This window comes from Janthinobacterium lividum (assembly GCF_011601275.1).
Taxonomy (GTDB): Bacteria; Pseudomonadota; Gammaproteobacteria; order Burkholderiales; family Burkholderiaceae_D; genus Janthinobacterium; species Janthinobacterium lividum_E.
The window spans coordinates 75339-99646 of the sequence record NZ_JAAOLY010000009.1; the positions used below are offsets into that span (position 1 = coordinate 75339).

General features: G+C 60.8%; 26 protein-coding genes. 19 read left to right on the forward strand and 7 right to left on the reverse strand.

Annotation, left to right across the window (positions count from 1 at the left end; genetic code table 11):
- The first annotated feature begins 128 nt into the window (after positions 1 to 128).
- Positions 129 to 512, forward strand: coding sequence for a hypothetical protein (locus GYK42_RS15185; RefSeq protein ID WP_166448169.1), 384 nt, complete (start codon positions 129 to 131; stop codon positions 510 to 512).
- A gap of 52 nt (positions 513 to 564) precedes the next feature.
- Here the strand turns inward: GYK42_RS15185 and GYK42_RS15190 are convergent, their stop codons facing one another.
- From GYK42_RS15190 to GYK42_RS15205, 4 genes are all read right to left on the reverse strand, one after another.
- Entirely contained in the window at positions 565 to 4143 is a 3579-nt protein-coding gene (locus tag GYK42_RS15190) for an ABC transporter permease/M1 family aminopeptidase (protein ID WP_166448170.1), read from the reverse strand.
- Between the two features lie 10 nt (positions 4144 to 4153).
- Positions 4154 to 5047: an ABC transporter ATP-binding protein gene (locus GYK42_RS15195; protein ID WP_046683456.1), complete on the reverse strand. Its 894-nt coding sequence runs from the start codon at positions 5045 to 5047 to the stop codon at positions 4154 to 4156.
- Positions 5048 to 5217: 170 nt separating this feature from the next.
- Complete coding sequence (locus GYK42_RS15200) at positions 5218 to 6414, reverse strand: ABC transporter permease (RefSeq protein ID WP_166448171.1); 1197 nt, start codon at positions 6412 to 6414, stop codon at positions 5218 to 5220.
- 3 nt (positions 6415 to 6417) lie between these two features.
- On the reverse strand, positions 6418 to 7197 hold the full coding sequence (locus GYK42_RS15205) for an ABC transporter ATP-binding protein (protein WP_166448172.1): 780 nt from the start codon (positions 7195 to 7197) through the stop codon (positions 6418 to 6420).
- 147 nt (positions 7198 to 7344) lie between these two features.
- On the opposite strand from GYK42_RS15205, the gene GYK42_RS15210 reads away from it, so the two are divergent.
- Together GYK42_RS15210 and coq7 are read left to right on the forward strand one after the other, a co-directional pair.
- Positions 7345 to 7776 carry a hypothetical protein gene (locus GYK42_RS15210; RefSeq protein ID WP_166448173.1) on the forward strand — a complete coding sequence of 144 codons (432 nt, stop codon included), beginning with the start codon at positions 7345 to 7347 and terminating at the stop codon, positions 7774 to 7776.
- 85 nt (positions 7777 to 7861) lie between these two features.
- A complete protein-coding gene (gene coq7 / locus GYK42_RS15215; RefSeq protein ID WP_166448174.1) occupies positions 7862 to 8506 on the forward strand; it encodes a 2-polyprenyl-3-methyl-6-methoxy-1,4-benzoquinone monooxygenase in 645 nt (214 codons plus the stop codon).
- Positions 8507 to 8608: 102 nt separating this feature from the next.
- Here coq7 and GYK42_RS15220 read toward each other — a convergent pair whose 3' ends face one another.
- Positions 8609 to 9031 (reverse strand): OsmC family protein, encoded by a 423-nt coding sequence (locus tag GYK42_RS15220; RefSeq protein ID WP_034749235.1) that lies wholly within the window; start codon positions 9029 to 9031, stop codon positions 8609 to 8611.
- A 225-nt stretch (positions 9032 to 9256) separates the two neighbouring features.
- On the opposite strand from GYK42_RS15220, the gene rplM reads away from it, so the two are divergent.
- From rplM to erpA, 5 genes are all read left to right on the forward strand, one after another.
- Positions 9257 to 9685, forward strand: coding sequence for a 50S ribosomal protein L13 (gene rplM, locus GYK42_RS15225; protein WP_010393282.1), 429 nt, complete (start codon positions 9257 to 9259; stop codon positions 9683 to 9685).
- A 9-nt stretch (positions 9686 to 9694) separates the two neighbouring features.
- Positions 9695 to 10087 carry a 30S ribosomal protein S9 gene (rpsI, locus tag GYK42_RS15230; RefSeq protein ID WP_010393285.1) on the forward strand — a complete coding sequence of 131 codons (393 nt, stop codon included), beginning with the start codon at positions 9695 to 9697 and terminating at the stop codon, positions 10085 to 10087.
- A 170-nt stretch (positions 10088 to 10257) separates the two neighbouring features.
- Entirely contained in the window at positions 10258 to 11295 is a 1038-nt protein-coding gene (gene argC / locus GYK42_RS15235) for an N-acetyl-gamma-glutamyl-phosphate reductase (RefSeq protein WP_166448175.1), read from the forward strand.
- 90 nt (positions 11296 to 11385) lie between these two features.
- Positions 11386 to 11775, forward strand: a complete 390-nt coding sequence (locus GYK42_RS15240; RefSeq protein WP_034785332.1) for a bactofilin family protein — start codon at positions 11386 to 11388, stop codon at positions 11773 to 11775.
- Positions 11776 to 11873: 98 nt separating this feature from the next.
- Positions 11874 to 12236: an iron-sulfur cluster insertion protein ErpA gene (erpA, locus tag GYK42_RS15245; protein ID WP_029496047.1), complete on the forward strand. Its 363-nt coding sequence runs from the start codon at positions 11874 to 11876 to the stop codon at positions 12234 to 12236.
- A 65-nt stretch (positions 12237 to 12301) separates the two neighbouring features.
- Here erpA and GYK42_RS15250 read toward each other — a convergent pair whose 3' ends face one another.
- Together GYK42_RS15250 and GYK42_RS15255 are read right to left on the reverse strand one after the other, a co-directional pair.
- A complete protein-coding gene (locus GYK42_RS15250) occupies positions 12302 to 13432 on the reverse strand; it encodes an anhydro-N-acetylmuramic acid kinase (RefSeq protein ID WP_240943605.1) in 1131 nt (376 codons plus the stop codon).
- 88 nt (positions 13433 to 13520) lie between these two features.
- Complete coding sequence (locus GYK42_RS15255; protein ID WP_034749221.1) at positions 13521 to 14888, reverse strand: M23 family metallopeptidase; 1368 nt, start codon at positions 14886 to 14888, stop codon at positions 13521 to 13523.
- A 154-nt stretch (positions 14889 to 15042) separates the two neighbouring features.
- On the opposite strand from GYK42_RS15255, the gene tyrS reads away from it, so the two are divergent.
- The 11 genes from tyrS (at position 15043) to GYK42_RS15310 (ending at position 24290) form a co-directional block, all read left to right on the forward strand.
- Complete coding sequence (gene tyrS, locus GYK42_RS15260) at positions 15043 to 16308, forward strand: tyrosine--tRNA ligase (RefSeq protein WP_034749219.1); 1266 nt, start codon at positions 15043 to 15045, stop codon at positions 16306 to 16308.
- Positions 16305 to 16751 carry a D-aminoacyl-tRNA deacylase gene (dtd, locus tag GYK42_RS15265; RefSeq protein ID WP_166448176.1) on the forward strand — a complete coding sequence of 149 codons (447 nt, stop codon included), beginning with the start codon at positions 16305 to 16307 and terminating at the stop codon, positions 16749 to 16751. Before tyrS ends, dtd begins: the two co-directional genes overlap by 4 nt.
- A 131-nt stretch (positions 16752 to 16882) precedes the next feature.
- Complete coding sequence (locus GYK42_RS15270) at positions 16883 to 17515, forward strand: YbhB/YbcL family Raf kinase inhibitor-like protein (protein WP_166448177.1); 633 nt, start codon at positions 16883 to 16885, stop codon at positions 17513 to 17515.
- 3 nt (positions 17516 to 17518) lie between these two features.
- The gene (locus GYK42_RS15275; RefSeq protein WP_166448178.1) at positions 17519 to 18160 is read left to right on the forward strand and encodes a histidine phosphatase family protein; all 642 of its coding nucleotides are present in this window, start codon (positions 17519 to 17521) and stop codon (positions 18158 to 18160) included.
- Between the two features lie 107 nt (positions 18161 to 18267).
- Positions 18268 to 19308: a tRNA dihydrouridine synthase DusB gene (gene dusB, locus GYK42_RS15280; protein ID WP_166448179.1), complete on the forward strand. Its 1041-nt coding sequence runs from the start codon at positions 18268 to 18270 to the stop codon at positions 19306 to 19308.
- A 169-nt stretch (positions 19309 to 19477) separates the two neighbouring features.
- A complete protein-coding gene (locus tag GYK42_RS15285) occupies positions 19478 to 19711 on the forward strand; it encodes a helix-turn-helix domain-containing protein (protein ID WP_008445162.1) in 234 nt (77 codons plus the stop codon).
- A 105-nt stretch (positions 19712 to 19816) separates the two neighbouring features.
- Positions 19817 to 21403, forward strand: a complete 1587-nt coding sequence (gene purH / locus GYK42_RS15290; RefSeq protein ID WP_166448180.1) for a bifunctional phosphoribosylaminoimidazolecarboxamide formyltransferase/IMP cyclohydrolase — start codon at positions 19817 to 19819, stop codon at positions 21401 to 21403.
- A 184-nt stretch (positions 21404 to 21587) separates the two neighbouring features.
- Positions 21588 to 22127 carry a crossover junction endodeoxyribonuclease RuvC gene (gene ruvC, locus GYK42_RS15295; protein ID WP_046683445.1) on the forward strand — a complete coding sequence of 180 codons (540 nt, stop codon included), beginning with the start codon at positions 21588 to 21590 and terminating at the stop codon, positions 22125 to 22127.
- A gap of 31 nt (positions 22128 to 22158) precedes the next feature.
- A complete protein-coding gene (gene ruvA, locus GYK42_RS15300) occupies positions 22159 to 22737 on the forward strand; it encodes a Holliday junction branch migration protein RuvA (protein ID WP_034749203.1) in 579 nt (192 codons plus the stop codon).
- Positions 22738 to 22743: 6 nt separating this feature from the next.
- Positions 22744 to 23799, forward strand: a complete 1056-nt coding sequence (ruvB, locus tag GYK42_RS15305; protein ID WP_046683444.1) for a Holliday junction branch migration DNA helicase RuvB — start codon at positions 22744 to 22746, stop codon at positions 23797 to 23799.
- Between the two features lie 23 nt (positions 23800 to 23822).
- A complete protein-coding gene (locus GYK42_RS15310; protein WP_046683529.1) occupies positions 23823 to 24290 on the forward strand; it encodes a YaiI/YqxD family protein in 468 nt (155 codons plus the stop codon).
- Positions 24291 to 24308 lie beyond the last annotated feature (18 nt).

Consider the following 24308-nt stretch of genomic DNA (forward strand, 5'->3'; position numbering starts at 1 on the left):
GAACTTGCTTGTTCCGCCTGTTGTTGATGCAGCACAAATTAGAGCTGAATACCAAATATTGCCGTATGGACATATTTACCGCCCATGCGTAGACTTGTCGGTATGATCTGACTAGAAAGTCTTGTAATATGAATATGGCGAAGCTGTCGGTGCATGGGGACGACCCCACGCTCAAATCCATTCTCGAAGTCTTGCCTACCGATCCGGAACGGCAATGGCGCAAGGGCGAGGCGAAGGGCGCGAATCGCGTGCATCTCGATTCCGGCTTTGAAGTGCTGATCGCGCAGGCGCCCAAATCGCAAGTGTTGCCCTCGCGCATACGCAGCTACCTGGCCGAATGCCGCTCGCGCGGCGTCACGTTCACGATGCCGCGCATCGTGGCCGAGCTGCAACTGGAGTTGAACGGCGACGACACGGTCGATGCGCCGCTCGATTTGTCGCTGGCCGACATGCAGCACCTGACGGAAATGGGCATCAGCCTGAGCCTGGTGATGCGTTCCGCCACAGCCTGACTCTCCTGGAATACCGAAGTGGCCGCCTGTATGCACAGGCGGCCATTTTTCGTCACGGCTCTTCGAGTTCAACGGTGACCATATTGTCGTCCGGCTTGCGGTCGATCAGCTTGTTGTCGGGGTCGATGCCCGCCTTGCCGGGCCGGCTGCCGACGATGACGGTGTAGCTCGCCTGACGGGCCGTCATGCGCAGACGCTCGCGCAGCAGCGGATGGCCATTCGCGTCGTCGACGCCGATCTCGATCCAGTCGTGCAGCGGCGCGTCGTGTTCCTCTCCCTGTTCGCCGGCCGTCAATTTGCCCGCCTGTACCTTGATGGTGACGGCGTACTTGCCGTCGCCGCGCCTGGTGGCCGTGGCCGACAGGGCGCGGTTGTCGAACAGCACGATTTTCTCGAACAGGTCGTCGATCAGGTAAGCCTGCTCGGGCGGCGTCACCTGGCGCAAGCCGGCAATCAGGGCCGTCACGCTGGCATACGGCGGGCCTTTCTGGCCATAAGCCTTGAGCAGGTCGCGCAGCACGCCGTTGACCTTGTCTTCGCCGATGATATCTTGCAGCAAGTACATGGCCAGGCTGCCCTTGTGGTAGTGGATATAGGCCTGGTTTTCATTCTCGGCCAGCGGCAATTCCTTCTTGCGCTCTTCGCTGCGTCCCATCAGGTATTGATTCAGGTCGTAGCGCAGGAAGCGGCGCATCTTGGCCGGCCCTGCGGTTTTCTTCATCACCATCAGCGCCGAATATTCGGCCAGCGTCTCGCTGAGCACGGTGGCGCCGCGCGTGTTGCCGCCCACCAATTGATGCGCCCACCACTGGTGCGCCACTTCATGCGCCGTGATGTAGAACGGATAGTCGATGTCCTTCGGGTTCTTGTCGTCCACCTTGGCGATGAAGCCGAGGCCTTCCGAGTACGGGATCGTGTTCGGGAACGACTGCGCAAACGTGGCGTAGCGGGGGAACTCGACGATGCGCAGGACCTTGTGCTGGTAGGGGCCGAAGTTTTTCGTGTAGTACTCGAGCGCTTCCTTGCTGCCGCGCACGAAACGATCGAGATTGTATTCATGGCCAGGATGGTAGTACACGTCGATGGCCACGTCTTGCCAGCGCTCGTGCCTGACGGCGTAGCGGGCGGACTGGAACGCGTAGAAATTCAGGATAGGCTGGTCCATCGTGTAATGGAAGTAATGGCGGCCCTTGACGATCCAGTCGTTGTCCAGCATGCCCGGCGCGATGGCCGTCTGGCCGTCGACCGTGCTGACGGTGGCATCAAAACGGATGCGGTCAGCGTCGTTGCTCACGTAATTGTCGGCCAGGCCCTTTGCGTCGTCGCGCGGCAAGGCCCGTTCGCGCGCGGGCAAACCGTGTTTCTTGCGGTCGCGCGGATCCGTCAATTCCTGCTGCGGCTGGTAGCCGATGTGCGGCAGCACGGCATTCGTGAAGAAGGTGCCGTTGGCCACGACGGGCGTGTCCTGGCCCAGGCCGAACATGCCGCGCGGCGCATAGCGGACGTCGAAATCGAGGCCCAGGGTGGCGCCCGGCGCCAGCGGCGCGGCCAGGCGGTAGCTGTAAAAGCCCAGCTTGCCGTCATCGAGGCCCGGATGCACGCGCGCGTCAAAACGCAGACGCATGGTGGCGGTCGGATCTTGCTGCACAAAAATGTGGCTGACTGGCAGGCTGGTCTTGTTTTGCAGCAGATAGCGGCCCGTGACGGCCAGGGTACGCTGCGCCGGGTAGATGGCCACGTCGAGCTTCACGTCGGTGATTCTCGGCTGCGGCGTGGAGGCAAACTTGCGGTACTGGCGCTCGATGCTGGCGCGGTCCGCATCGCGGGAAAATTCGGACTGGTAATCGTTGGCCACGTGGAAGACGTAGAACAGCACGCCGCCGGCGCCGACGAAGATCAGGGCGCCGCCGGCAAAGCTGGCCAGCACGCCGTGCGTGAGGCCGTGGCGTGCCAGGCGCAGGCGGATGCGCCAGCTGTCCTGCGCGCCGCGAGGCCAGAACAGCAGCGACAGCACCGTCAGCATGACGGCCGCGCCGCTCCAGTACAGCAAGTACCAGCGCTCGCGCAACACAAAGTGGCCGGCGCCGTTCATGGCCGAATACACGACCTCGGGCGTGCTGCCGTACAGCAGCAGCGGGTCGCCCAGGCCCAGCGAGGAAAAGCTGATGCTGGCGATGTGGTACAGAATCATGGCGAAATACGCCAGGTATTTCTGATTGATCAGCACCTGCACGAAGATGGCCAGCACGGCCACCAGCGCATAGTAGGGCAGGTGCGACAGGAACAGCGATTCCAGGTACAGGCCGGGGTCGAGACGGTAATAGCCCTTGAAGACCTGGATCGACATGCCGCACAGCATGATGACCAGGCTCAGCAAGGCTTGCAGGCCGACCAGCGCAATCAGTTTCGACAGCAGGGGCAGCCAGTTCGGCACCGGCAGGGCGTCGAGCATCTGATACGTGCCCGCCTCGCGTTCGCGCCACACCAGCTCGCCCGCATAGAAGGTGGTAATGATCAGCATGAACAGGGCGAACGAGGCGCTGACCATGTCCAGCACCTTTTCCGTCACGGGATAGGTATTCGTGCCGTAGATGGAACCCATGTCGAGCGCGCCCGCATACATGGTCAGCACACCGGCCAGCACGATGACGACAAAATAGATGTTCTTGATGGTTTCGCGCAGGTTCAGCCAGCTCATCTTGAGGAGCAGGGCGGCCAGGTTGCGCTGCGCGAAGTCGGGCGCTTCCTGCGTGGACAGCGAGGCGTTCGACAGGCGCTGCGGCGCCTCGCCCTCGCTGCGGCGCCTGGTGGCGCCCGCGTCCATCGTCGCATGGAACTGGAAGCGCCAGTAGCCGAGCAGCAAGGCCACGAGGGCGAAGCCGGACCAGATGGCGCGGTTCAGCAGGTACACGCCTTCCAGGGTCACCAGACGCGTGTTGCGTTCCGCGTTCGGCCAGTATTCCGTCAGGCGTATCAGCGCCGTCGTGCCGAAAGGGTCGATCAGGGCGGCCAGGGTCTTGTAGTCGAGGTCGCGCGCCAGCGACGGCGCCACCAGGTAGCCGATCAGCATGACCACCGAGCTGATGTACACGGGCAGCATGCGCCGCGTCAGGGCCGCGATGACGAAGAAGATGGCGCCGAAGATGAACAGGTTCGGCAGCAGGGTAAATACATACGGCATCAGGTAAGCCAGCGCCCGCTGCGGCCCCAGCCGTTCGGGATCGATGCCGGGCAGCCAGGCGCCCAGCCAGGCGCCGATGACGATGCTGGAAAACACCACGGCCAGCACCAGATAGGCGCCGAGGAAGCGGCCAAATACGTACTGGTATTTCTTGATCGGCGCGCTGAAGAAGAAATGCTGCATGCCGTATTCGAAATCCTGCTGCACCGAGCGGCCCATCATGGCGGCCACCACTACGGCGCCGAAGCAGCCCAGTACGCTGCACGTGAACGCCAGCGAGCGCGGTGCGTTGATCAGGAACTTGCCGCCGAAACTGATGCTCGCTTCCTTGAAGACGCCGCCGGCGGCCGCCATCCACAGCATGGCCAGCGCCAGAAACATGGCGAAATACACCCAGGTGGACAGCAGCTTGAGCCGCTGTCGCGCTTCAAAACGGGCGATGGCAAACATGGCCGTCCCCTCAGTCGCACTGCGGGGCGACGCGGTGGCGCCCGGCAATGGTGGCGAAATACAGGTCTTCCAGGTCGCCGATGGCTTCCTCGAAGCCATCGCCCGGGTCGTCGTCGCTGTAGACGTGGATCAGGGTGCGGCCCGACAGCAAACGCGTGGAAATGACGGCGTGGCGCTGCTGGAAGCTGGCCAGTTCTTTCTTGTCGACAAAGCGTGCCCAGATCTTGCAGCTGACTTCGTCGATCAGTTCCTGGGTCTTGCCGCACAGCAGCAAATGGCCCTTGTTGATGATGGCCATGTTGGCGCACAGGTCGGCCACGTCGGACACGATGTGGGTCGACAGGATCACCGTCTTGTCTTCGCCTATGTCGGACAGCAAGTTGTGGAAGCGCACCCGCTCCTGCGGGTCGAGGCCGGCCGTCGGCTCGTCGACGATGATCAGTTTCGGGTCGCCCAGCAGCGCTTGCGCAATGCCGAAGCGCTGGCGCATGCCGCCGGAAAAGCCGCCCAGGCGTTGGTGGCGCACGTCGAACAGATTGGTTTGCTGCAACAGGCCATCGACGACTTCGCGCCGGCGCGCCCGCTGCGACAGTCCTTTCAACATGGCGAAGTGGTCGAGCAGCTCGTAAGCCGTCACTTTCGGGTACAGGCCGAAGTCTTGCGGCAGGTAGCCGAGCATGCGGCGGATCTCGTCCTTGTCGTCGAGTACGTCGTAGTCGCCGAAGAAGATGGAGCCGGAATCGCATTCCTGCAAGGTGGCCAGGGTGCGCATCAGGGTCGACTTGCCGGCGCCGTTCGGGCCCAGCAAGCCGAACATGCCCGGCGGTATCGTCAGCGAAACATTGTCCAGCGCCACTACGCCATTTGCGTAGGTCTTCGACAATTTGCGGATCTGCAATTCCATACAACTCCTAACTCATGCGTTGCTGCCCGATGCGACAGGGCTACTCTATGCTGGCATTGTATTGAATTTAAGACGTACTGGGCAGTTGCATGCGATACACGGCATTTTCGCGTGCCCAGAGTGCAGCCGGGCGGGGTGGATGGCACCCCGCCGCAAGCGTGGTCGCAAGTTTAGTTACGGAACAACACTGATTCGCGGGTGAACCACCAGCGGCACAGCATCAAGAGCGCGCCAGCGATCACCGTCGTCGAGGCCAGGATCACGCCGAACATGCGGTAATCCATGGTGCCCTTGACCAGTTCCTTCATGGCCAGCGACACATTCGTCAGCGGCACCATGGCCCATATCCAGTTCAGCTCGACGCCGGGCAGCATGGCCGCCACCGTGGGCAGGATGACGAACAGCATCAATGGCGTGATCATGCCGGCCGCTTCCTTGTAGCTTTTTGCGTAGATCGAGATCGACAGCAGCAGCGAGGCAAAGATGGCGGCCGTCGGCACCAGCATCAGGGTCACCATGGCCAGGTCGGGCAAGCCGATGCTGCGCACCATCACGGCCATGTTGCCTTCGAGCGAACTGCCGAAGATGGCCAGCAGGGCGCCCATGCTGCCCACCATCAGCACGGCCGAGGTCATGCCGACGGTAAACAGCACGAGGAACTTGGCCACCACGATGGCGCTGCGCGGCACGGGCGCCAGCAGCAGGGTTTCCAGGGTGCCCCGTTCCTTTTCGCCGGCGCCCAGGTCGATGGCCGGGTACATGGCCGCCGTCAGGCACACCATCAGCAGCAGGTAGGGCAGCATGCCGCCGACGATGGCGCCCATCTGCTCGCGCTCGTTGGCCGTCGATTGCTTGTCGAGCACGATGGGGTGCAGGGCAAAGGCCAGCTGGGCCGGACTCAGGTTCAAGGCCGACAGCGCGCTTTCGCGCAGGCTGGCGTTGTAGGCTTCGACGATCTCGCGCACCCGTTGCTGGGTCACGTCGACCGTGCTGGCGCTGTTGTAATGCAGGGTGACCTTGGCTTGCTGCTGTTGCTTCAGCGCCTCTTCAAATTGCGGTGGAATGACGACGGCGAACTTGATCGTGTCGTCGCCGATGGCGCGGCGAATCTCTCCTTCGCTGGCCAGTGGCACTTCGCGCAGCTTGTGCTGCTGCGCAAAGCGCGCGCTCAATCCAGGCGAATGGTCCTTGCCGAACAGCGCGTAGCGCATTTCCGCCGTTTTCGCGTTCTTGAACATATTGCTTGAAATATAAGCGAAGCCGCCAAAGATCAGCGGCATGGCAAAGATGGGGATGAGGATGGTGAAGATCAGCGTCTTGCGGTCGCGCGTGAGTTCCAGCAACTCTTTCAGATAAATGGTCCACATGGCTCAGGCTCCCTGGTTGATGACGCTGACAAAGGCGTCGTACAAGTCCGCGCTGCCGCCCAGGTGGCGCAGTTCGTTGACCGTGCCATTGAAGGCGGTGGTGCCGCGGTTGATGATGCAGACGCGGTCGCACAGCTTTTCCACTTCGTGCAGGTGGTGCGTGGAAAAGATCAGCGGCACGCGCAGCGCCTTGTAGCTGGCGATGAAGTCGAGCAGGATCTTGGCCGACATCACGTCCAAGCCCGTCGTCGGCTCGTCGAAGATCACCACTTGCGGCTCGTGAACGACGGTGCGGGCGATCGCGCACTTCTGTTTCATGCCCGTCGATAACTGATCGGCCCGCTTGCAGCCGTATTCTTCCATCTGCAGCAGGGAAAACAGCTCGTCGCAGCGGCGTTTCAGCTTGTCGGCCGGCATGCCATGCAGGCGGCCAAAGTATTCCACGTTCTCGCGTGCCGTCAAGCGGCCGTACAAGCCCGTTGAACCGGACAGGAAACCGATGCTCTGGCGCGCCACCAGCGGCTGGCGCAGGACATCGACGCCGTTGACGAGGGCGCTGCCCGCATCCGCCTGCAAGGCCGTCGACAGCAGGCGCAGGGTGGTCGTCTTGCCGGCGCCATTCGGCCCCAGCAGGCCCAGCACTTCACCGGGGGCGCAGCTGAAACTGACGTCGCGCACGGCGTGGAACCAGCCCTCGTGTTCGCGCGGATCGCTGACGTGCACGCCCTTGCCCTTGTGGGGCGGCATGCGGAAACGTTTTGCCAGGTGCTTGACCTCTATCATGTGTTTCATCCATTCAACGGTGAACAACGAGAGTAGCATGCAAAAAATGTAACTTGCAAGGTGGAAATATCGTTTGGTCTATTGAAAAAAACAGCATCTTCATGCAAGCTGGCCCGGTGGGCGCCGCGGACGGCGCGGGAGAGCGTAATGCAAACGATCGATCAGGCGATGCAGGACAAGGTACTGGCCGTGGCCCGCGCCGGCATGACCAGTGCCGAAGCCATCGGTTTCTTCCGCGTCAGCCTGGGGCTGTACTACCTGGCCGGCCTGATGACGGAGGAAACGCTCGATTTCAAAGAGATCGACGCGAAGTACAACCGTTTTATCTACCACTCGATAGGTGGCGGGCACAGCATCGCCAGCGTGCTGCAGTTCATGAGCGGCGAGAAAGTCTTGCGCGTGCTGCAATCGGAACGCTTTCGCGCCGCGTTTGCCCGGCACTGCCCGGACATTCCCGTCGACAGTATTTCCTTCCTGATTTCACTGAATCTGGGCGTGGCGAAAAGCCTGTCCGGCCTGGACGCCGTCGGGCCCGTGGTGGACTGGATCGAGCAGGAAAAAGCGCGCACAAGTCAATAAAGCCCCGATCCCCCTGCGCGCTGTGTGGGGACGGCTGGCTCTGATCGTCCTATAATTCATGTTTTCCCTGACATGAATAGCCACGATGACCGCGAACCGCCATTTTGCCCCCCTGGATCGTTTGATTGTTGGCGCCGACAAGGCTTTGCGCGTCATGGCGGGCGTGGCCTCGGCCTCGCGCCCCACGCCGGCCGCGCATGCGCCCGATGCGGAGCTGAGCCCGGCCGAACAGCGCCACAGCGCCGGCTTGATGCGTGTCAACCATGTGGGCGAAGTGTGCGCGCAAGCCCTGTACAACTCGCAGGCGCGCTATGCGCACAGCCCGGCCATTCGCGCCCAGTTCGACGAAGCGGGACGCGAAGAGGAAGACCATCTGGCCTGGACGGCGCAGCGCCTGACGGAGCTGGGCTCGCGTCTGAGCCTGCTCAATCCCCTGTGGTATGCGGGTTCGTTTGCGCTGGGCACCATTGCCGCACGCATGGGCGACGGCCGCAGCCTGGGTTTTGTGGTGGAAACGGAACGCCAGGTGGAAGCGCACTTGGCCAGTCACCTGGAGGAGTTGCCGCCGCAGGACGCGAAATCGCGCGCCATTGTGAAACAGATGGCCATCGACGAAGTGGAACACGGCGCCGCCGCCCAGCGTTTGGGCGCCATCGATACCCCGGCGCCCGTTAAGGCGCTGATGGGGCTGATGGGTAAAGTGATGACGAAAACCGCTTACTACATCTGACAGGTCGGGTAGGTCGGATTAGGCCGCAGGCCGTAATCCGACAACATTTGTTGGCGCTACCGGTGTCGTCGGATTAGCGGGGCCTTGCCCCGCTAATCCGATCTACTCCTCGATAATTTCGAAGGAGTGCGTAATTTCCGCCGTTTTCGCGAGCATGATCGACGCCGAGCAATACTTGTCATGCGACAAGGCCACGGCCCGTTCCACGGCCGTCGGTTTCAGGGCCTTGCCCCGCACGGTGAAGTGGAAGTGGATCTTGGTAAATACTTTCGGATCGGTGTCGGCACGATCGGCCTTCAGGGTCACTTCGCAGCCACTGACGGCTTCGCGTCCCCGTTTCAGGATCAGCACCACGTCATAGGCGGTGCAGCCGCCCGTACCCAGCAAGACCATTTCCATGGGGCGTGGCGCCAGGTTGTGGCCGCCGCCATCGGGCGCGCCATCCATGGTCACCAGGTGGCCGGAACCGGTTTCTGCCCGAAAACTCATGCCCGACGGGCCATTCCAGCTGACTTTGCATTCCATCGTACTCTCCGAAAATTGTAAGCGTTTTGTATTGTAATAGAGGAATGCCCATCCATGTGCCGCCCGCCGGCCCGCAGCCGGCCTCGATTGCGGCTTGACGCGGCAAGGCAAAGCCGCTTATACTTGTCGGCTTTCCGTTCGCTCAGGAAAAGTAAATAAGGCAGAGTCCGCACGGCAGCATCGGCGGAACCACCATTTGAGCGTGTAATCTATTAGGAAGTCAACATGAAAACATTTTCCGCTAAAGGACATGAAGTCCAGCGCGATTGGTTCGTGGTTGACGCGACGGACAAAGTCCTCGGACGTGTTGCCAGCGAAGTGGCACTCCGACTGCGCGGCAAACACAAACCAGAATTTACTCCTCACGTCGATACCGGCGACTTTATCGTCGTCATCAACGCAGGCAAACTGCGTGTGACCGGTACCAAAGCTACTGAGAAAATTTACTACCGTCACTCTGGCTATCCAGGCGGCATCTACGAAACCAACTTCCAGAAAATGCAACAGCGTTTTCCAGGTCGCGCGCTTGAGAAAGCGGTCAAGGGCATGCTGCCTAAAGGCCCACTCGGCTACGCAATGATCAAGAAGCTGAAAGTGTACGCGGAAGGTTCCCATCCGCACGCTGCTCAGCAACCTAAAGCACTTGTTCTCTAAGGAACTGACATGATCGGTAATTACAATTATGGAACCGGCCGTCGCAAAAGTGCAGTGGCTCGGGTTTTTATCAAAGTTGGCACAGGCTTGATCGTTGTTAACGGCAAACCAGCAAACGAATACTTTTCGCGCGAAACGGGTCTGATGGTCATCCGTCAACCACTGGAACTGACCGGCAATGTCGAGCGTTTCGACATCAAAGTCAACGTCCATGGCGGCGGTGAGTCGGGCCAGGCTGGTGCAGTTCGTCACGGCATCACCCGCGCTCTGATCGACTACGATGCAGCGTTGAAACCGGAACTGGCTAAAGCCGGCTTCGTGACCCGCGATGCACGTGAAGTCGAGCGTAAAAAAGTTGGTCTGCGCAAAGCACGTCGCGCAAAGCAATTCTCGAAGCGTTAATTTCTACGCTACAGCACCTTTCGGGGTGCTGGTCGAAAAGCCGCTGGACTTCGGTCCCGCGGCTTTTTTGCATTTCAGCGTGACTCTGCGTTGCGCTGTAAAATACGCGGAAAACCCCTATGGGTAGCGTTTCCCCTCATCTTTATGCAATCTATACACAAGGAAAGAACATGATCAAAGTTGGCATCGTCGGCGGCACTGGATACACGGGCGTGGAGTTGCTGCGCTTGCTCGCTACCCATCCAGATGTCGAGTTGACGGCGATTACCTCGCGCAAGGAAGATGGCTTGCCCGTTGCTGACATGTATCCTTCCCTGCGCGGCCATGTCAAACTGGCGTTTTCCTCGCCGGACAAGGCGAATCTGGAGCAGTGCGACGTGGTCTTCTTTGCCACCCCGCATGGTGTTGCCATGGCGCAAGCACCGGCCTTGCTGGCCGCCGGCGTGAAAGTCATCGACCTGGCCGCCGACTTCCGCCTGAAAGACCAGGCCAAGTTCGAGCAGTGGTACAAGATTCCCCACACGGCCCCTGAATTGATCGAGCAAGCCGTGTACGGTTTGCCGGAACTGAATCGCGCAGACATCAAGCAAGCCAAGCTGATCGCCAATCCCGGTTGCTACCCGACCACCATGCAGCTGGGCTTTTACCCGCTGCTGAAAGCGAGCCTAGTCAACGCGGGCGGCTTGATCGCCGACTGCAAATCGGGCGTGTCCGGCGCCGGCCGCAAGGCGGAAATCGGCATCCTGTTCTCGGAAAGCAGTGATAGTTTCAAGGCCTACGGCGTGGCCGGCCACCGCCACCTGCCGGAAACGACGGCGCAACTGCAGCGTTTCACGGACGAGAAAGTGGCGCTGACCTTCACGCCGCACCTGGTGCCGATGATCCGCGGCATGCATTCGACCCTGTACGCGCAGCTGAATAAGGATGTCAGCAATGACGAATTGCAAGCCTTGTTCGAAGAACAATACAAGGGCGAGCCTTTCGTCGACGTGATGCCATTCGGCTCGCACCCGGAAACCCGCTCCACGCGCGGCTCGAACATGCTGCGCCTGGCCTTGCACCGTCCGGAAGGCGGCAATACCGTCATCGTGCTGGTGGTGCAGGACAATCTGGTCAAGGGTGCGTCGGGCCAGGCCGTGCAGTGCATGAACTTGATGTTTGGCTTGAAAGAAACGGCCGGTTTGCAACACATCGCCCTGCTGCCGTAATTATCGGCGCAGGTGCTTGCGCGGGTCCGGCGCCTTTTTGCCGGACCTGTGATAAATTGGACTGCCACCTACCCCGACAGGATGACGTTCATGTTCGAGCGCAACGCGAAAAACCCCATCGACACTTTGATCGGCGCTTCCACGCGGATCGAGGGTGACTTGCTGTTTTGCGGCGGCTTGCGCATCGACGGCCATGTGCGCGGCAATGTCACGGGCGAGCCGGGCGAGCCCACGTATGTGGTGCTGGGCGAGGCGGGCCGCATCGATGGCGAAGTGCGTTGCTCGAGCCTGGTTGTCAGCGGCGAGATCAATGGCCCCGTGTATGTGTCCGAAATGCTTGAAATCCAGCCAAAAGCCCGCATTGTAGGAGAGGTCTATTACAAGGTGCTGGAAATGCACAGCGGCGCATTGGTGCAAGGCAAGCTCAGCCGGCACGACAGCGCCGACCCCGTGCTGCACCTGGCCGTATCGGAAATGTGAGCAGGAACAACACCGTCCAGCCGCATCAGCGGCGGCCGCAGCGCGACTTGCGCCAACAGTCTATAATGACTTAATGTTTTCTAGTAGGAGTGCCTGATATGAATGCCGTCGCTGAAATGCAAGATGTGATCCCTTCCCCTATTATCTTTACCGATAGCGCCGCTGAAAAAGTCGCGCAACTGATCGAAGAAGAAGGCAATCCCGACCTGAAATTGCGCGTCTTCGTGCAAGGCGGCGGCTGCTCCGGTTTCCAGTATGGCTTCACCTTCGACGAAATCGTCAACGAAGATGACACCACCATGGTCAAGAACGGCGTCCAGCTGTTGATCGATTCCATGAGCTACCAGTACCTGGTCGGCGCGGAAATCGACTACAAGGATGACCTGGAAGGCGCGCAGTTCGTGATCAAGAATCCGACAGCAACGTCGACCTGTGGTTGCGGTTCGTCTTTCTCCGTTTAAGTACTAAACTGGGCAAGTAAGAAAATAGCGGATCTTCGATCCGCTATTTGTGTTTCTGCGCCCGCTTAGCTCGGATACAAGGCGCCCAGTACCCTCAGCCCCTGCGCGCCCGTCACGGCCGGCAAGTTGCCCGGCTTGCGCTGTGTAAAACGCCAGGCTAGCCACGCAAAGGCCAGCGCCTCGACCTGGCTGGGCGCCACGCCCAGCGCTTCTGTCGATTCTACCGCCATCCCCGGCAATGCACGGGCCAGCGCCGTCATCAGGCTGGCGTTCTGCGCGCCGCCGCCACACACGTACACGGTTTCCGCCTGCGCCCCATCGCGCGCGATGGCGTGCGCCAGGCTGGCAGCCGTCAGCTGGGTCAAGGTCGCCTGCACGTCGGCGGGCAGGGCGGCCGGATAATTGGTCAGCTTGGCGCTCAACCAGTCGGCATGGAACAGGTCGCGGCCCGTGCTTTTCGGTGCCGGCAAGTCAAAATACGGTTCATTGAGCAAGTCTGCCAGCAAGGCGGGGATGACCTGGCCCGTGGCGGCCCAGCCGCCGTTGGCGTCGTAGGGCTGGCCCAGGTGCTGCAAGACCCAGCCATCCATCAATGCATTGCCGGGGCCCGTGTCGTAGCCTGTCACCGCGCCGTCCGCGTGCAACACGCTGATATTGCTGATGCCGCCGATATTGGCCAGCACGCGCGTGTGGCCGGGCAGATTGAAAATGGCCTGGTGGAAGGCGGGCACCAGTGGCGCGCCCTGGCCGCCTGCCGCCACGTCGCGGCTGCGCAAGTCGGCGATGACGTCGATGCCCGTCAGTTCGGCCAGCAGGGCAGGGTTGTTCAACTGGCGTGTAAAACCCAGCTCGGGGCGGTGGCGGATGGTCTGGCCATGCGCGCCGATGGCGGTGACGGCGTCCGGGCCGATGCCCGCGTTGCTCAGGAGCTGGGCGACGCAGTCGGCGTAATGGCGCACGAGCTGATTTGCCGCCAGCGCCTCGCGTTCGATTTCATTCTGGCCGGCACTTTGTAACGCCATCAGGTCGTCGCGCAGGCTGGCAGGAAAGGGAATGTAGGCATCACCCAGGCTGCGCGTGCCGCCATCGTCGGAAAAGTCGACCAACGCGCCGTCAACGCCATCGAGGCTGGTGCCAGACATCAGACCGATATACAGCATGGGGTTTTCCTTGAGTGGGTAAGTGATGTTGTGCATTGTGCCGCATTTTCCTGTGCACATAAAACAAAGGCACCGGCCATCTGCATGGGCGGTGCCTTTATATATTGCCCGAAGGCAGTGTTGCTTATCGCGAAGCCAGTGCCGTGTCGTTAGGACGCAGCAGGGTGAAGCGGTGCATCATGTCGGCAGACACCATGCGGAAGCGGCTCAGCTCGGCGGCCGTCAATGGCGCCTGGGCTTGTACGTTCAGCTTGCTTGGATCTTGCGCTACGCCGCCGACGCGGAATTCATAGTGCAAATGGGCGCCCGTGGACCAGCCGGTGGTGCCGACGTAGCCGATCACATCGCCCTGGCTGACTTTTTGACCTTTTTTCAGGCCCGAAGCGAAGCGGCTCATGTGCGCGTAAGCCGTGCTGTAGTTGGCCCAGTGTTTCAGCACAACAACATTGCCATAGCCGTTTTGGCTGCCGACGGAATCGACCACGCCGTCGCCCGAAGCGCGGATAGGTGTACCGGTTGCTGCAGCGAAATCGATGCCCTTGTGCGCTTTCCAGTTGCCGGAAATCGGGTGCACGCGCATGGAGAAGCCGGATGAGATGCGGGAGAATTCGAGGGGGGATTTCAGGAAGGCTTTTTTGAGGGACTTGCCGTCGAAACTGTAGTAACCGCCGCCTTGCTTGCTGGCTGGGTCTTCGAACCAAACGGACTGGTAAGTCGTGCCGCGGTTGGTGAATTCACCGGCCAGGATGCGGCCCGCTCGGACAAATTCGCCATCTTGCCAGAATGTTTCGTAGACAACATTGAACGAGTCGCCGCGTTTCAGGTCGGAGCGGAAGTCGATATTGGTGGAGAACATTTCCACGATTTGCGCGGAAATCGAGTCTGGCAGGCGGGTGCCGTCCAGGCTGGAGTCGGTGGCGGCGAACAGGGTGGAAGTAATCTTGCGCGCGTGCATTTCAACGCGGCGTTCCAGCTGGGCTGCCACTTCCGTGGCCACGAACTTGTCGCCCTTGCGGGTGATCAGGATGTTCTTGACCGATTTGTCCGTGCCGTCGACGAGGGTGGCGCGCATCCAGTTGAGGTCGCCGTTTTCGGTGGTTTGCGCTTGCACGCGCTTGCCCGATTTCAGCAACATCACGCCGCGCGCGATCTTGTCGGTTTTAATGAAATTGGCGGCCGCCTGATCATCCACGCCGAGACGGGTCAGCAGGGTGGCGAGGGTATCGCCAGCGCGGACTTTTTCTTCGTGGGTGAAATTCTGGTCTACCTGTTCCATCGCGGAAATTTGCGAGGCAAGATCAGGCATTTCCAGGTTTTGGGCGATGGACGTGACCGGCAGGTCCGATGCGTCGGGCGCCATAGGCGACACAGCGACCGCGCCGAAGGCGGCCACGGCGAGCAGCACCGCGGACGCACCAATAATGCGTGCCTTGCGGGTCGTCGTCAGCTGTGTGTACAAGCGTGAGCCTGTGATTTTATGTATAGGGTTCATGCAATCAGTTAAAATTTGCCCTTGAACGTGACCTGAGCTAGCGCTCTTTGTTATTGTTATTTTGATTCGTTTTCATACGGCAAGATTGATGGGATCGAGCATTATAGCAAACTCCGCAAACCTACTACCATTTTGAGATCTACAGTCAAATTTTATGGAAATCAACACCACCGCATCGCCTACAAAGGCTAACGCCGCTCAGACCGCGCTTCCGCTGTCTGACAGAGTACAAGAAGCCCTCGCGATTACCAAGCGTGGCGTCGACGAACTATTGATCGAAAGCGAATTTGCGCAAAAATTAGCACGCTCCGAGAAAACCGGTGTTCCGCTGCGCATCAAACTGGGCCTGGACCCGACCGCACCCGACTTGCATCTGGGCCACACTGTCGTGCTGAACAAGATGCGCCAGTTGCAAAACCTCGGTCATCAAGTCATTTTCCTCATTGGCGACTTCACGTCCATGATCGGCGACCCTTCGGGCCGCAACGTCACGCGACCGCCGCTGACCAAGGAACAGATCGAGATTAACGCGATGACGTATTTCGCGCAAGCATCTTTAGTGTTGGACGCCAGCAAGACTGAAATTCGCTATAACTCCGAGTGGTGTGATCCGCTGGGCGCACGCGGCATCATCCAGCTCGCGTCCCACTACACGGTGGCGCGCATGATCGAGCGCGACGACTTCACCAAGCGCTTCCAGGGCGGCATTCCTATTTCCGTACATGAATTCCTGTACCCGCTGATGCAAGGTTACGACTCGGTGGCCCTGAAATCGGACCTGGAACTGGGCGGCACGGACCAGAAGTTCAACCTGCTGGTGGGGCGCGAACTGCAAAAGCAGTACGGACAGGAGCAGCAGTGTATTTTGACCATGCCGCTGCTGGAAGGTTTGGACGGCGTGGAAAAAATGTCCAAGTCGAAGAATAACTACATCGGCATCACGGAACCGGGCAACACCATGTTCGCCAAGCTGATGAGCATTTCCGACGTCATGATGTGGCGTTACTACGAACTGCTGTCGTGGCGCTCGATCGCCGAACTGGCCCAGTTGAAGCGCGAAGTCGAGGAAGGCCGCAATCCGCGCGATGCCAAGGTTGCGCTGGCGCAAGAAATCGTCGCCCGCTTCCACTCGCAGCAGGCGGCCGAAGATGCGCTGGCCGACTTCGTCAACCGTTCGAAGGGCGGCATTCCCGACGATATCCCGGAAGTGAGCCTGGCTGGCGCACCGCTGGGCATCCCGCAATTGCTCAAGCAAGCGGGCCTGTGCCCGTCCACGTCGGAAGCCATGCGCAAGATCGACCAGGGCGGCGTGCGCATCGACGGCACCGTCATCAGCGACAAGGGCTTGCAAGTGGAAGCCGGCCAGTTCGTGTTGCAAGTTGGCAAGCGCAGCTTTGCGCGCGTCACCTTGACGGCATGATCGCGCTGCTGCAAAGAGTCACGCAGGCGAAAGTCGACGTTGCTGGCGCCACCATCGGCGCCATCGACGCCGGGCTGATGGTGCTCGTGTGCGCGGAGCGGGGCGATACGGAGAAGGAAGCGGACGCCCTGCTGACCAAGCTGCTCGGCTACCGCGTGTTTGCCGACGAGGCGGGCAAGATGAACCGCAGCGTGACGGACATGGCCGGCGGCTTGCTGCTGGTGCCGCAGTTTACCCTGGCGGCCGACACCAAGTCCGGCACGCGCCCGTCGTTTACGCCGGCGGCCGCGCCGCAGGACGGCTTGCGCCTGTTCACGCATTTCGTGGACCAGGCGCGCAGCCGCCATGCGACCGTGCAAACGGGGCAGTTCGGTGCCGACATGCAGGTTTCGCTGACGAACGACGGGCCCGTCACGTTCTGGCTGCAAGTGAATGCCAAATAAACCTACTGCGCGTCGCCATTTGCGGCCTGCGATGCTCACTGTGCTTCGGCACAGTTGCGCTTCTCGGCCACAACTGGCTGCCGCTCGCTACGGTTTATTGCTGAAATTATAATTATAAAGGGGAGCAAGCGATGAAATTGTGGAGCGAGACGTTTCGTGATGGCGGCCTGATGCCGGCCGACTATGCCTTTGCCGAGATCGATCCGGCCAGCCGCGTGCGCCTCGCCGCTAATCGCAACCCCCATCTGGCCTGGGACGAGGTGCCCAACGGCACCGAGTCGCTGGCCCTGTTCTGCATCGACCCCGATGCGCCGCAGGACGCCAGCCTGGCCAACCGCGATGACCAGGCCCTGTCGCTGACGGCGCCGCGTGGCGACTTTTATCACTGGAGCTTGCTCGATATTCCCATCGGCATGCGCGTGATTGCCGCTGGTGAATTTTCCAGCGGTATCACGCCGCGCGGCAAGGCTGCTGGTCCTGGTCTGCGCCAGGGCGTCAACGACTACACTGGCTGGTTTGCCGGCGATGCCGCCATGGTCGGCGATTACTACGGCTATGATGGTCCGTGCCCGCCGTGGAATGACGAGCGCATCCACCACTATATTTTCCGCCTGTACGCGCTCGACGTGCCGCAGCTGGCCTTGCCCGAGCGTTTCACGGGGCAGCAAGCGCATGCCGCCCTGTACGGCCACATCCTCGACGAAGCCCAGCTCGTCGTCGCCTATTCGCTCAATCCCGAGTTGGCACTTACCCTGAAGAAATAAAGCATGAGCACCACGATTTTACTGATACGCCATGGCGAGACGGCCTGGAATGCGGGCCGCCGCCTGCAAGGCCATATCGACATCGCCTTGAACGAGGCGGGTCTGGCGCAAGCTTCCGCGCTGGGACAGGCGCTGGCGGACGAACCGCTGGCCGCCATCATTGCCAGCGATCTGCAACGCGCGCGGCAGACGGCGCAAGCCGTGGACGTGAAAGATTTCCCCGTGCAAACGGATCCCTTGCTGCGCGAGCGCTGCTACGGCGCTTTCGAAGGCTTGCTGTATGCGGACATCGCCGCGCGCTATCCGCATGAGTATGCGCAATGGCAATCGCGCCAGATCGACGCCGTGATGCCGTCGGGCGAGCGCCAGGCCGAAAGTTTCCGCCAGTTTTATGCGCGCGCGAATGGCGCCATCGCCCGCTGGGCCGAACAATATGACGGCCAGACCATCGCCATCGTGGCGCACGGCGGCGTGCTCGAGTGCGCTTACCGCGAGGCGGTCGGCATGACGCTCGACAGTCCGCGCGACTTCCAGGTGAAAAATGCCAGCGTCAACCGTTTCTCATACGCGGACGGCAAGCTGCATTTAGTGCACTGGGGAAATATCGAACACCTGAGCGCGCCCGCGATGGACGAGCTGGGCTAAGCGGCCCCATCCCCACTCTGACGCACTGAGCTAAAAAAATAGTGCTTATTAAATAGGCAGGGAATCGGTTAAAATAGCAGGTTCCTCCGTCCATTCCAGGTTCCTCAGTGCAAATCGGCCCTCACATTCTGCGCAACAACGTTTTCGTCGCTCCCATGGCGGGCGTGACGGATCGGCCTTTCCGCCAGTTGTGCAAGCAGTTGGGTGCCGGCTACGCCGTGTCGGAGATGGCGGCGTCGAATCCGCGCCTGTGGGCAACGGAAAAAAGCTCGCGCCGCACGGACCACGAAGGCGAAATGGAGCCGAAAGCCGTGCAGATCGCCGGCGCCGATCCGCAAGACCTGGCCGACTGCGCCAAGTTCAATGTGGACCGGGGCGCGCAGATCATCGACATCAACATGGGTTGCCCCGTGAAAAAGGTGTGCAACAGCTGGTGCGGTTCGGCCCTGTTGCAAGATGAAAGCCTGGTCGAAAAGATTTTGCACGCCGTCGTCAACGCTGTCGACGTGCCCGTCACCCTGAAATTTCGCACGGGCTGGAACCGTTCCAACAAGAATGCCCTGACCATCGCCCGCATCGCCGAGCAAGCCGGTATCCAGATGCTGACCTTGCACGGCCGCACGCGCGCCGATGGCTATAAGGGTGATGCCGAATATGAAACCATTGCCGCCGTGAAAGCATCGGTGGCCATCCCCGTGGTGGCCAATGGCGACATTACCAGCCCGGAAAAGGCTCGCTTTGTGCTCGATCAAACGGGCGCCGATGCCGTGATGATCGGCCGCGCGGCGCAGGGCCGGCCGTGGATTTGCCGTGAAATCGACCATTTCCTGCGCACCGGCACCTTGCTGCCGGCGCCATACGTGGATGAAGTGCGTAGCCTGATGGACGAGCATTTGCGCGCCCATTACGCGTTTTATGGCGAATTTCTCGGCGTGCGCACGGCGCGCAAGCATATCGGCTGGTATGTGAAGGACCTGGAAGGCGGCGAAGCGTTCCGCCAGCAAATGAACTTGCTGGAATCGACGGATGCGCAATTGCTGGCCGTCGATCAATTTTTTGAGTCGCAATGGAAATTTGGCGAACGGTTACAATACCGCCTCTCCGAATCCAGTGAAAGTGGCCTAATAGAAACGGCCACGGCAGCATGAGCAAATAGCAACAAGCAGGGTAAATCAGTTAGCAGCAGCACAAGGGCGAGCGCCTATACAGAGCGTCATGCAATATTAATTACAACACCGAGGCAAGAGGGCAGCACGCGGACCGCATGAGCGACGCGGCGCCGGATGGCCAGGTGTTCAGCCGGTTGAAGCATACAAAATGAGCAAAGAAAGCATTCAGGAAGTCGTACAGAAAAGTCTAGAAGATTACTTCAATGACCTGGGCGAACAGCAAGCATCGAATATCTACGACATGGTCGTGCTGACCGTGGAAAAGCCCATCCTGGAAGTCGTGATGACACGCGCCGATGGCAACCAGTCGCACGCCGCGCAGATGTTGGGCATCAACCGCAATACCCTGCGCAAGAAATTGCAGGAGCACGGTTTGCTGTAATGCCGGCATGCAAGTGACGCCAAGATTTGAATCCGCCGCAGCAGTCTTCGCCTGAAGACTGAACTGCGCCATTCGCCAAGAACACTTAACCACCTAGCCACAGCCATGATCAAACAAGCTCTCCTCTCCGTTTCCGACAAGACCGGCGTTCTCGAATTCGCCCGCGCCCTGTCCGCCCTCGGCGTCAACCTCCTGTCCACGGGCGGCACCGCCAAATTGCTGGCAGACAACGGTGTTCCTGTCACGGAAGTTGCCGATTACACGGGTTTCCCGGAGATGCTCGATGGCCGTGTGAAAACCCTGCACCCGAAAGTACACGGCGGTATTCTGGCGCGCCGCGATTTCCCTGAGCACATGTCGAAACTGGTCGAGCACGACATGCCGACCATCGACATGGTGGTGGTCAACCTGTACCCGTTCCAGGGCACGGTCGCCAAGGCCGATTGCACCCTGGAAGACGCGATCGAAAACATCGATATCGGCGGCCCGACCATGCTGCGTTCGGCGGCCAAGAACCATAAGGATGTGGTCGTCATCTGCGATCCGACCGACTACGACGCGGTGCTGGCGGAAATGCGCTCGGCGGACGGCAAGGCCGGCGACGTCAGCTATGACACCAAATTCATGCTGGCGAAAAAAGTCTTTGCGCACACGGCGCAATACGATGGCGCCATCACCAACTACCTGACCAGCCTGGGCCCGACGAAGGTGCACGCCGAGCGCGGCGCCTATCCGCAAATCTTGAACGTTGCCTTTGAAAAAGTGCAAGACATGCGCTACGGCGAGAACCCGCACCAGAGCGCCGCCTTCTACCGCGACCTCGTCACCACCGATGGCGCGCTCGCCAACTATCGCCAGCTGCAAGGCAAGGAATTGTCATACAACAACATCGCCGACGCCGATGCGGCCTGGGAATGCGTGAAGAGCATGGGCGGCTTCGAGCAAAGCGCCGCTTGTGTCATCGTCAAGCATGCGAACCCATGCGGCGTGGCCCTGGGCAAGAATGCGGCGGAAGCGTATGCGCGCGCCCTGCAGACGGACCCGACCTCGGCATTCGGCGGCATCATCGCCTTCAACACGGAACTCGACGGCGCCACCGCCGGCGAAATCGCCAAGCTGTTCGTCGAAGTGCTGATCGCCCCGTCGTTCTCCGCCGAAGCGAAACAGATTCTGTCGAGCAAGCAAAACGTGCGCATGCTGGAAATCCCGCTGGGCGGCGGCGTACACGCCATGGACTTCAAGCGCGTTGGTGGCGGCTTGCTGGTGCAATCGCCGGACGCGAAAAACGTCGGTATCGGCGACTTGCGCGTGGTCAGCAAACTGCAGCCAACGCCGCAGCAACTGGCCGACCTGATGTTCGCCTGGAAAGTGGCGAAATTCGTCAAGTCGAACGCCATCGTCTTCTGCGGCAATAACATGACTCTGGGCGTGGGCGCAGGCCAGATGAGCCGTATCGACTCGGCCCGCATCGCTTCCATCAAGGCGCAAAACGCCGGCCTGTCGCTGACCGGTTCGGTGGTGGCGTCGGACGCCTTCTTCCCGTTCCGCGACGGCCTCGACGTCGTCGTCGACGCGGGCGCGACCTGCGTCATCCACCCGGGCGGCTCCATGCGCGACCAGGAAGTGATCGATGCGGCGGACGAGCGCGGCGTTGTGATGCTGTACACGGGTACGCGTCACTTCCGTCATTAATATTGATGGAGAAAGTAGGTCGGATTGGCGGGGCTGCGGGCCGCGCGTAATCCGACAAGCGCAGTTGGCAACGCATGTCGGATTACGCGTACCGCTAATCCGACCTACAGCTACTCTAAAAAGTACTCAGCGGCAGGCACCGGTTATTCACCGGTGCCTGCCGTATTCATTATAGAATCTGGCGATGATTATTCTTGGCATCGATCCTGGCTTGCGCACCACAGGCTTTGGGGTCATTGAAAAACACGGCAACAAGCTGCGCTATATCGCGTCGGGGACCGTCAAGACGGGTTCCGAAGGGGAATTGCCGCCGCGCCTGAAGGTCATCCTGCGGGGCGTGAGCGAAATCGTCGGCACCTACCAGCCCGATTGCGCGGCCATCGAAAAAGTGTTTGTCAACGTCAATCCCCAATCGACCTTGCTGCTGGGCCAGGCGCGTGGCGCGGCCATTTGCGCGCTGGTCCACGCCGACCTGTCGGTGGCCGAATACACGGCGCTGCAAGTGAAACAGGCCGTCACGGGGCACGGCAAGGCGGCCAAGGAGCAGGTGCAGGAAATGGTGTCGCGGCTGCTGTCCTTGCCCGGCTTGCCCGGCACGGATGCGGCCGATGCGCTGGGCGTGGCCATTTGCCACGCCAACAGCGTCGATGCGCTGGCCATGCTCGGCGCGCTGGCGCCGCAACTGCAGGGCTTGCGCATGAAGCGCGGCCGTTTAGTTGGATAATCACCCTGAAATTTAACATTAGGAACACGCGATGATAGGCCGTCTCTCCGGTATTTTGCTTGAAAAGAATCCGCCACAACTGCTGGTCGATTGCCAGGGCGTCGGCTATGAAGTCGACGTGCCGATGAGCACCTTTTACAACTTGCCCCACGTGGGCGAAAAAGTCGTGCTGTTCACGCACCAGGCCATCCGCGAAGACGCGCACCTGCTGTTTGGCTTTGGCAATGCGGCCGAGCGGGCAGTATTCCGCCAGTTGATCAAGATCACGGGCGTGGGCGCGCGCATGGCCTTGTCGATTCTTTCCGGCATGACGATTGCCGACCTGGCCCAAGCGATTACCCTGCAGGATTCCGGCCGCCTCGTGAAAGTGCCGGGTATCGGCAAGAAGACGGCCGAGCGCCTGTTGCTGGAATTGAAGGGCAAGCTGGGGGCCGATATCGGCGCCGGCGGCGCGCATGCGGCGCCGGACGCGCAATCGGATATCCTCAACGCCCTGGTCGCGCTCGGCTATTCGGACAAGGAAGCGCTGGCCGCCGTGAAGAACGTGCCTGCCGGTACCGGCGTGTCGGACGGCATCAAACTGGCGCTGAAAGCGCTGTCGAAAGGCTGATAGGGCATGAGCATCCAGACCGACAGCTTCACGGAACAGCGCATCATCGACGCGGCGCCCATCTCGCACAACGAAGAGGCGATCGAACGGGCCTTGCGTCCCAAGCAGTTAGATGAGTACGTGGGGCAGGAAAAGATCCGCGACCAGCTCGAGATTTTCATCACGGCCGCGCGCCAGCGCAAGGAAGCGCTCGACCATACCTTGCTGTTCGGCCCGCCTGGCCTGGGCAAGACGACCCTGGCGCACATCATCGCGCGCGAAATGGGCGTCAATCTGCGCCAGACCTCCGGCCCCGTGCTCGAGCGCCCGGGCGACCTGGCGGCGATTCTGACGAACCTGGAAGCGAACGACGTCCTGTTCATCGATGAAATCCACCGGCTGTCGCCGGTCGTCGAGGAAATTTTATATCCTGCGCTTGAGGATTATCAGATCGATATCATGATCGGCGAAGGCCCGGCCGCCCGTTCCGTGAAGCTCGATCTGCAACCGTTTACATTAGTTGGCGCCACGACGCGCGCCGGCATGCTGACGAACCCGCTGCGCGACCGCTTCGGCATCGTCGCGCGCCTGGAGTTTTACAACACGGGCGAACTGACGAAGATCGTCACGCGCAGCGCGGCCTTGCTGAAGGCGCCGATCGACCCGGAAGGCGCGATTGAAATCGCCCAGCGCGCCCGCGGCACGCCCCGTATCGCCAACCGTTTGCTGCGCCGCGTGCGCGATTTCGCGGAAGTCAAAAGCAATGGCGAGATCACCAAGGTGGTGGCCGACCGCGCGCTGGCCATGCTCGATGTTGATTCCGCCGGCTTCGACGTGATGGACCGCAAGTTGCTTGAAGCCGTGCTGTTCAAGTTCGGTGGCGGCCCCGTCGGCATTGGCAATCTGGCGGCGGCCATCGGCGAAGCGGCCGATACCATCGAAGACGTGCTGGAACCGTATCTGATACAGCAAGGTTTCCTGCAGCGCACGCCGCGTGGCCGTGTCGCCACGCCGGCAGCCTATTTGCACTTCGGCGTCAGCGCGCCGCGCATGGGCCCAGGCGGCGAAGCGTGGGAACTGTGATGGCGCAAGAGGGTATGCCGGGCATGCAGATATGGATCGACGCGGACGCCTGTCCCGTTGTCATCAAGGAAATTTTGTACCGGGTCGCCGACCGCTTGGAGTTGCCGCTCACCCTGGTCGCCAACCAGGGCTTGCGCGTGCCGCCATCGCGTTTTATCCGCACCGTGCAAGTGCCGTCCGGCGCCGACGTGGCCGACCAGGAAATCGTGCGGCTATTGAATCCCGGCGACCTGGTCATCACAGGCGACATCCCGCTGGCCGCCGACGTGCTGACCAAGGGCGGTTTTGCGCTCAATCCGCGCGGCGAGTTCTACACGAAGGACAATATCGCCCAGCAACTGACGATGCGCGCCTTCATGGAAGAATTGCGCAGCGGCGGCGTGGACACGGGCGGCCCGGCCGCCTTCAGCCAGTCCGACCGGCAACAGTTTGCCAATAGCCTGGACCGGCATTTGAGCAAGCATCACCGCAAGCCGACCCCGGCGCAGTAATCCGCGGACGAAAAAAAA

Coding starts and splice junctions, on each gene's coding strand:
- GYK42_RS15255 (WP_034749221.1), bottom strand. CDS start 14,888: ATGAACCCTATACATAAAATCACAGGCTCACGCTTGTACACACAGCTG.
- erpA (WP_029496047.1), top strand. CDS start 11,874: ATGAATGCCGTCGCTGAAATGCAAGATGTGATCCCTTCCCCTATTATC.
- dtd (WP_166448176.1), top strand. CDS start 16,305: ATGATCGCGCTGCTGCAAAGAGTCACGCAGGCGAAAGTCGACGTTGCT.
- rplM (WP_010393282.1), top strand. CDS start 9,257: ATGAAAACATTTTCCGCTAAAGGACATGAAGTCCAGCGCGATTGGTTC.
- GYK42_RS15250 (WP_240943605.1), bottom strand. CDS start 13,432: ATGCACAACATCACTTACCCACTCAAGGAAAACCCCATGCTGTATATC.
- argC (WP_166448175.1), top strand. CDS start 10,258: ATGATCAAAGTTGGCATCGTCGGCGGCACTGGATACACGGGCGTGGAG.
- GYK42_RS15240 (WP_034785332.1), top strand. CDS start 11,386: ATGTTCGAGCGCAACGCGAAAAACCCCATCGACACTTTGATCGGCGCT.
- GYK42_RS15190 (WP_166448170.1), bottom strand. CDS start 4,143: ATGTTTGCCATCGCCCGTTTTGAAGCGCGACAGCGGCTCAAGCTGCTG.
- GYK42_RS15210 (WP_166448173.1), top strand. CDS start 7,345: ATGCAAACGATCGATCAGGCGATGCAGGACAAGGTACTGGCCGTGGCC.
- GYK42_RS15220 (WP_034749235.1), bottom strand. CDS start 9,031: ATGGAATGCAAAGTCAGCTGGAATGGCCCGTCGGGCATGAGTTTTCGG.
- GYK42_RS15285 (WP_008445162.1), top strand. CDS start 19,478: ATGAGCAAAGAAAGCATTCAGGAAGTCGTACAGAAAAGTCTAGAAGAT.
- GYK42_RS15195 (WP_046683456.1), bottom strand. CDS start 5,047: ATGGAATTGCAGATCCGCAAATTGTCGAAGACCTACGCAAATGGCGTA.
- tyrS (WP_034749219.1), top strand. CDS start 15,043: ATGGAAATCAACACCACCGCATCGCCTACAAAGGCTAACGCCGCTCAG.
- ruvC (WP_046683445.1), top strand. CDS start 21,588: ATGATTATTCTTGGCATCGATCCTGGCTTGCGCACCACAGGCTTTGGG.
- GYK42_RS15200 (WP_166448171.1), bottom strand. CDS start 6,414: ATGTGGACCATTTATCTGAAAGAGTTGCTGGAACTCACGCGCGACCGC.
- GYK42_RS15310 (WP_046683529.1), top strand. CDS start 23,823: ATGCAGATATGGATCGACGCGGACGCCTGTCCCGTTGTCATCAAGGAA.
- ruvA (WP_034749203.1), top strand. CDS start 22,159: ATGATAGGCCGTCTCTCCGGTATTTTGCTTGAAAAGAATCCGCCACAA.
- GYK42_RS15185 (WP_166448169.1), top strand. CDS start 129: ATGAATATGGCGAAGCTGTCGGTGCATGGGGACGACCCCACGCTCAAA.
- GYK42_RS15205 (WP_166448172.1), bottom strand. CDS start 7,197: ATGATAGAGGTCAAGCACCTGGCAAAACGTTTCCGCATGCCGCCCCAC.
- GYK42_RS15270 (WP_166448177.1), top strand. CDS start 16,883: ATGAAATTGTGGAGCGAGACGTTTCGTGATGGCGGCCTGATGCCGGCC.
- purH (WP_166448180.1), top strand. CDS start 19,817: ATGATCAAACAAGCTCTCCTCTCCGTTTCCGACAAGACCGGCGTTCTC.
- rpsI (WP_010393285.1), top strand. CDS start 9,695: ATGATCGGTAATTACAATTATGGAACCGGCCGTCGCAAAAGTGCAGTG.
- GYK42_RS15275 (WP_166448178.1), top strand. CDS start 17,519: ATGAGCACCACGATTTTACTGATACGCCATGGCGAGACGGCCTGGAAT.
- coq7 (WP_166448174.1), top strand. CDS start 7,862: ATGACCGCGAACCGCCATTTTGCCCCCCTGGATCGTTTGATTGTTGGC.
- ruvB (WP_046683444.1), top strand. CDS start 22,744: ATGAGCATCCAGACCGACAGCTTCACGGAACAGCGCATCATCGACGCG.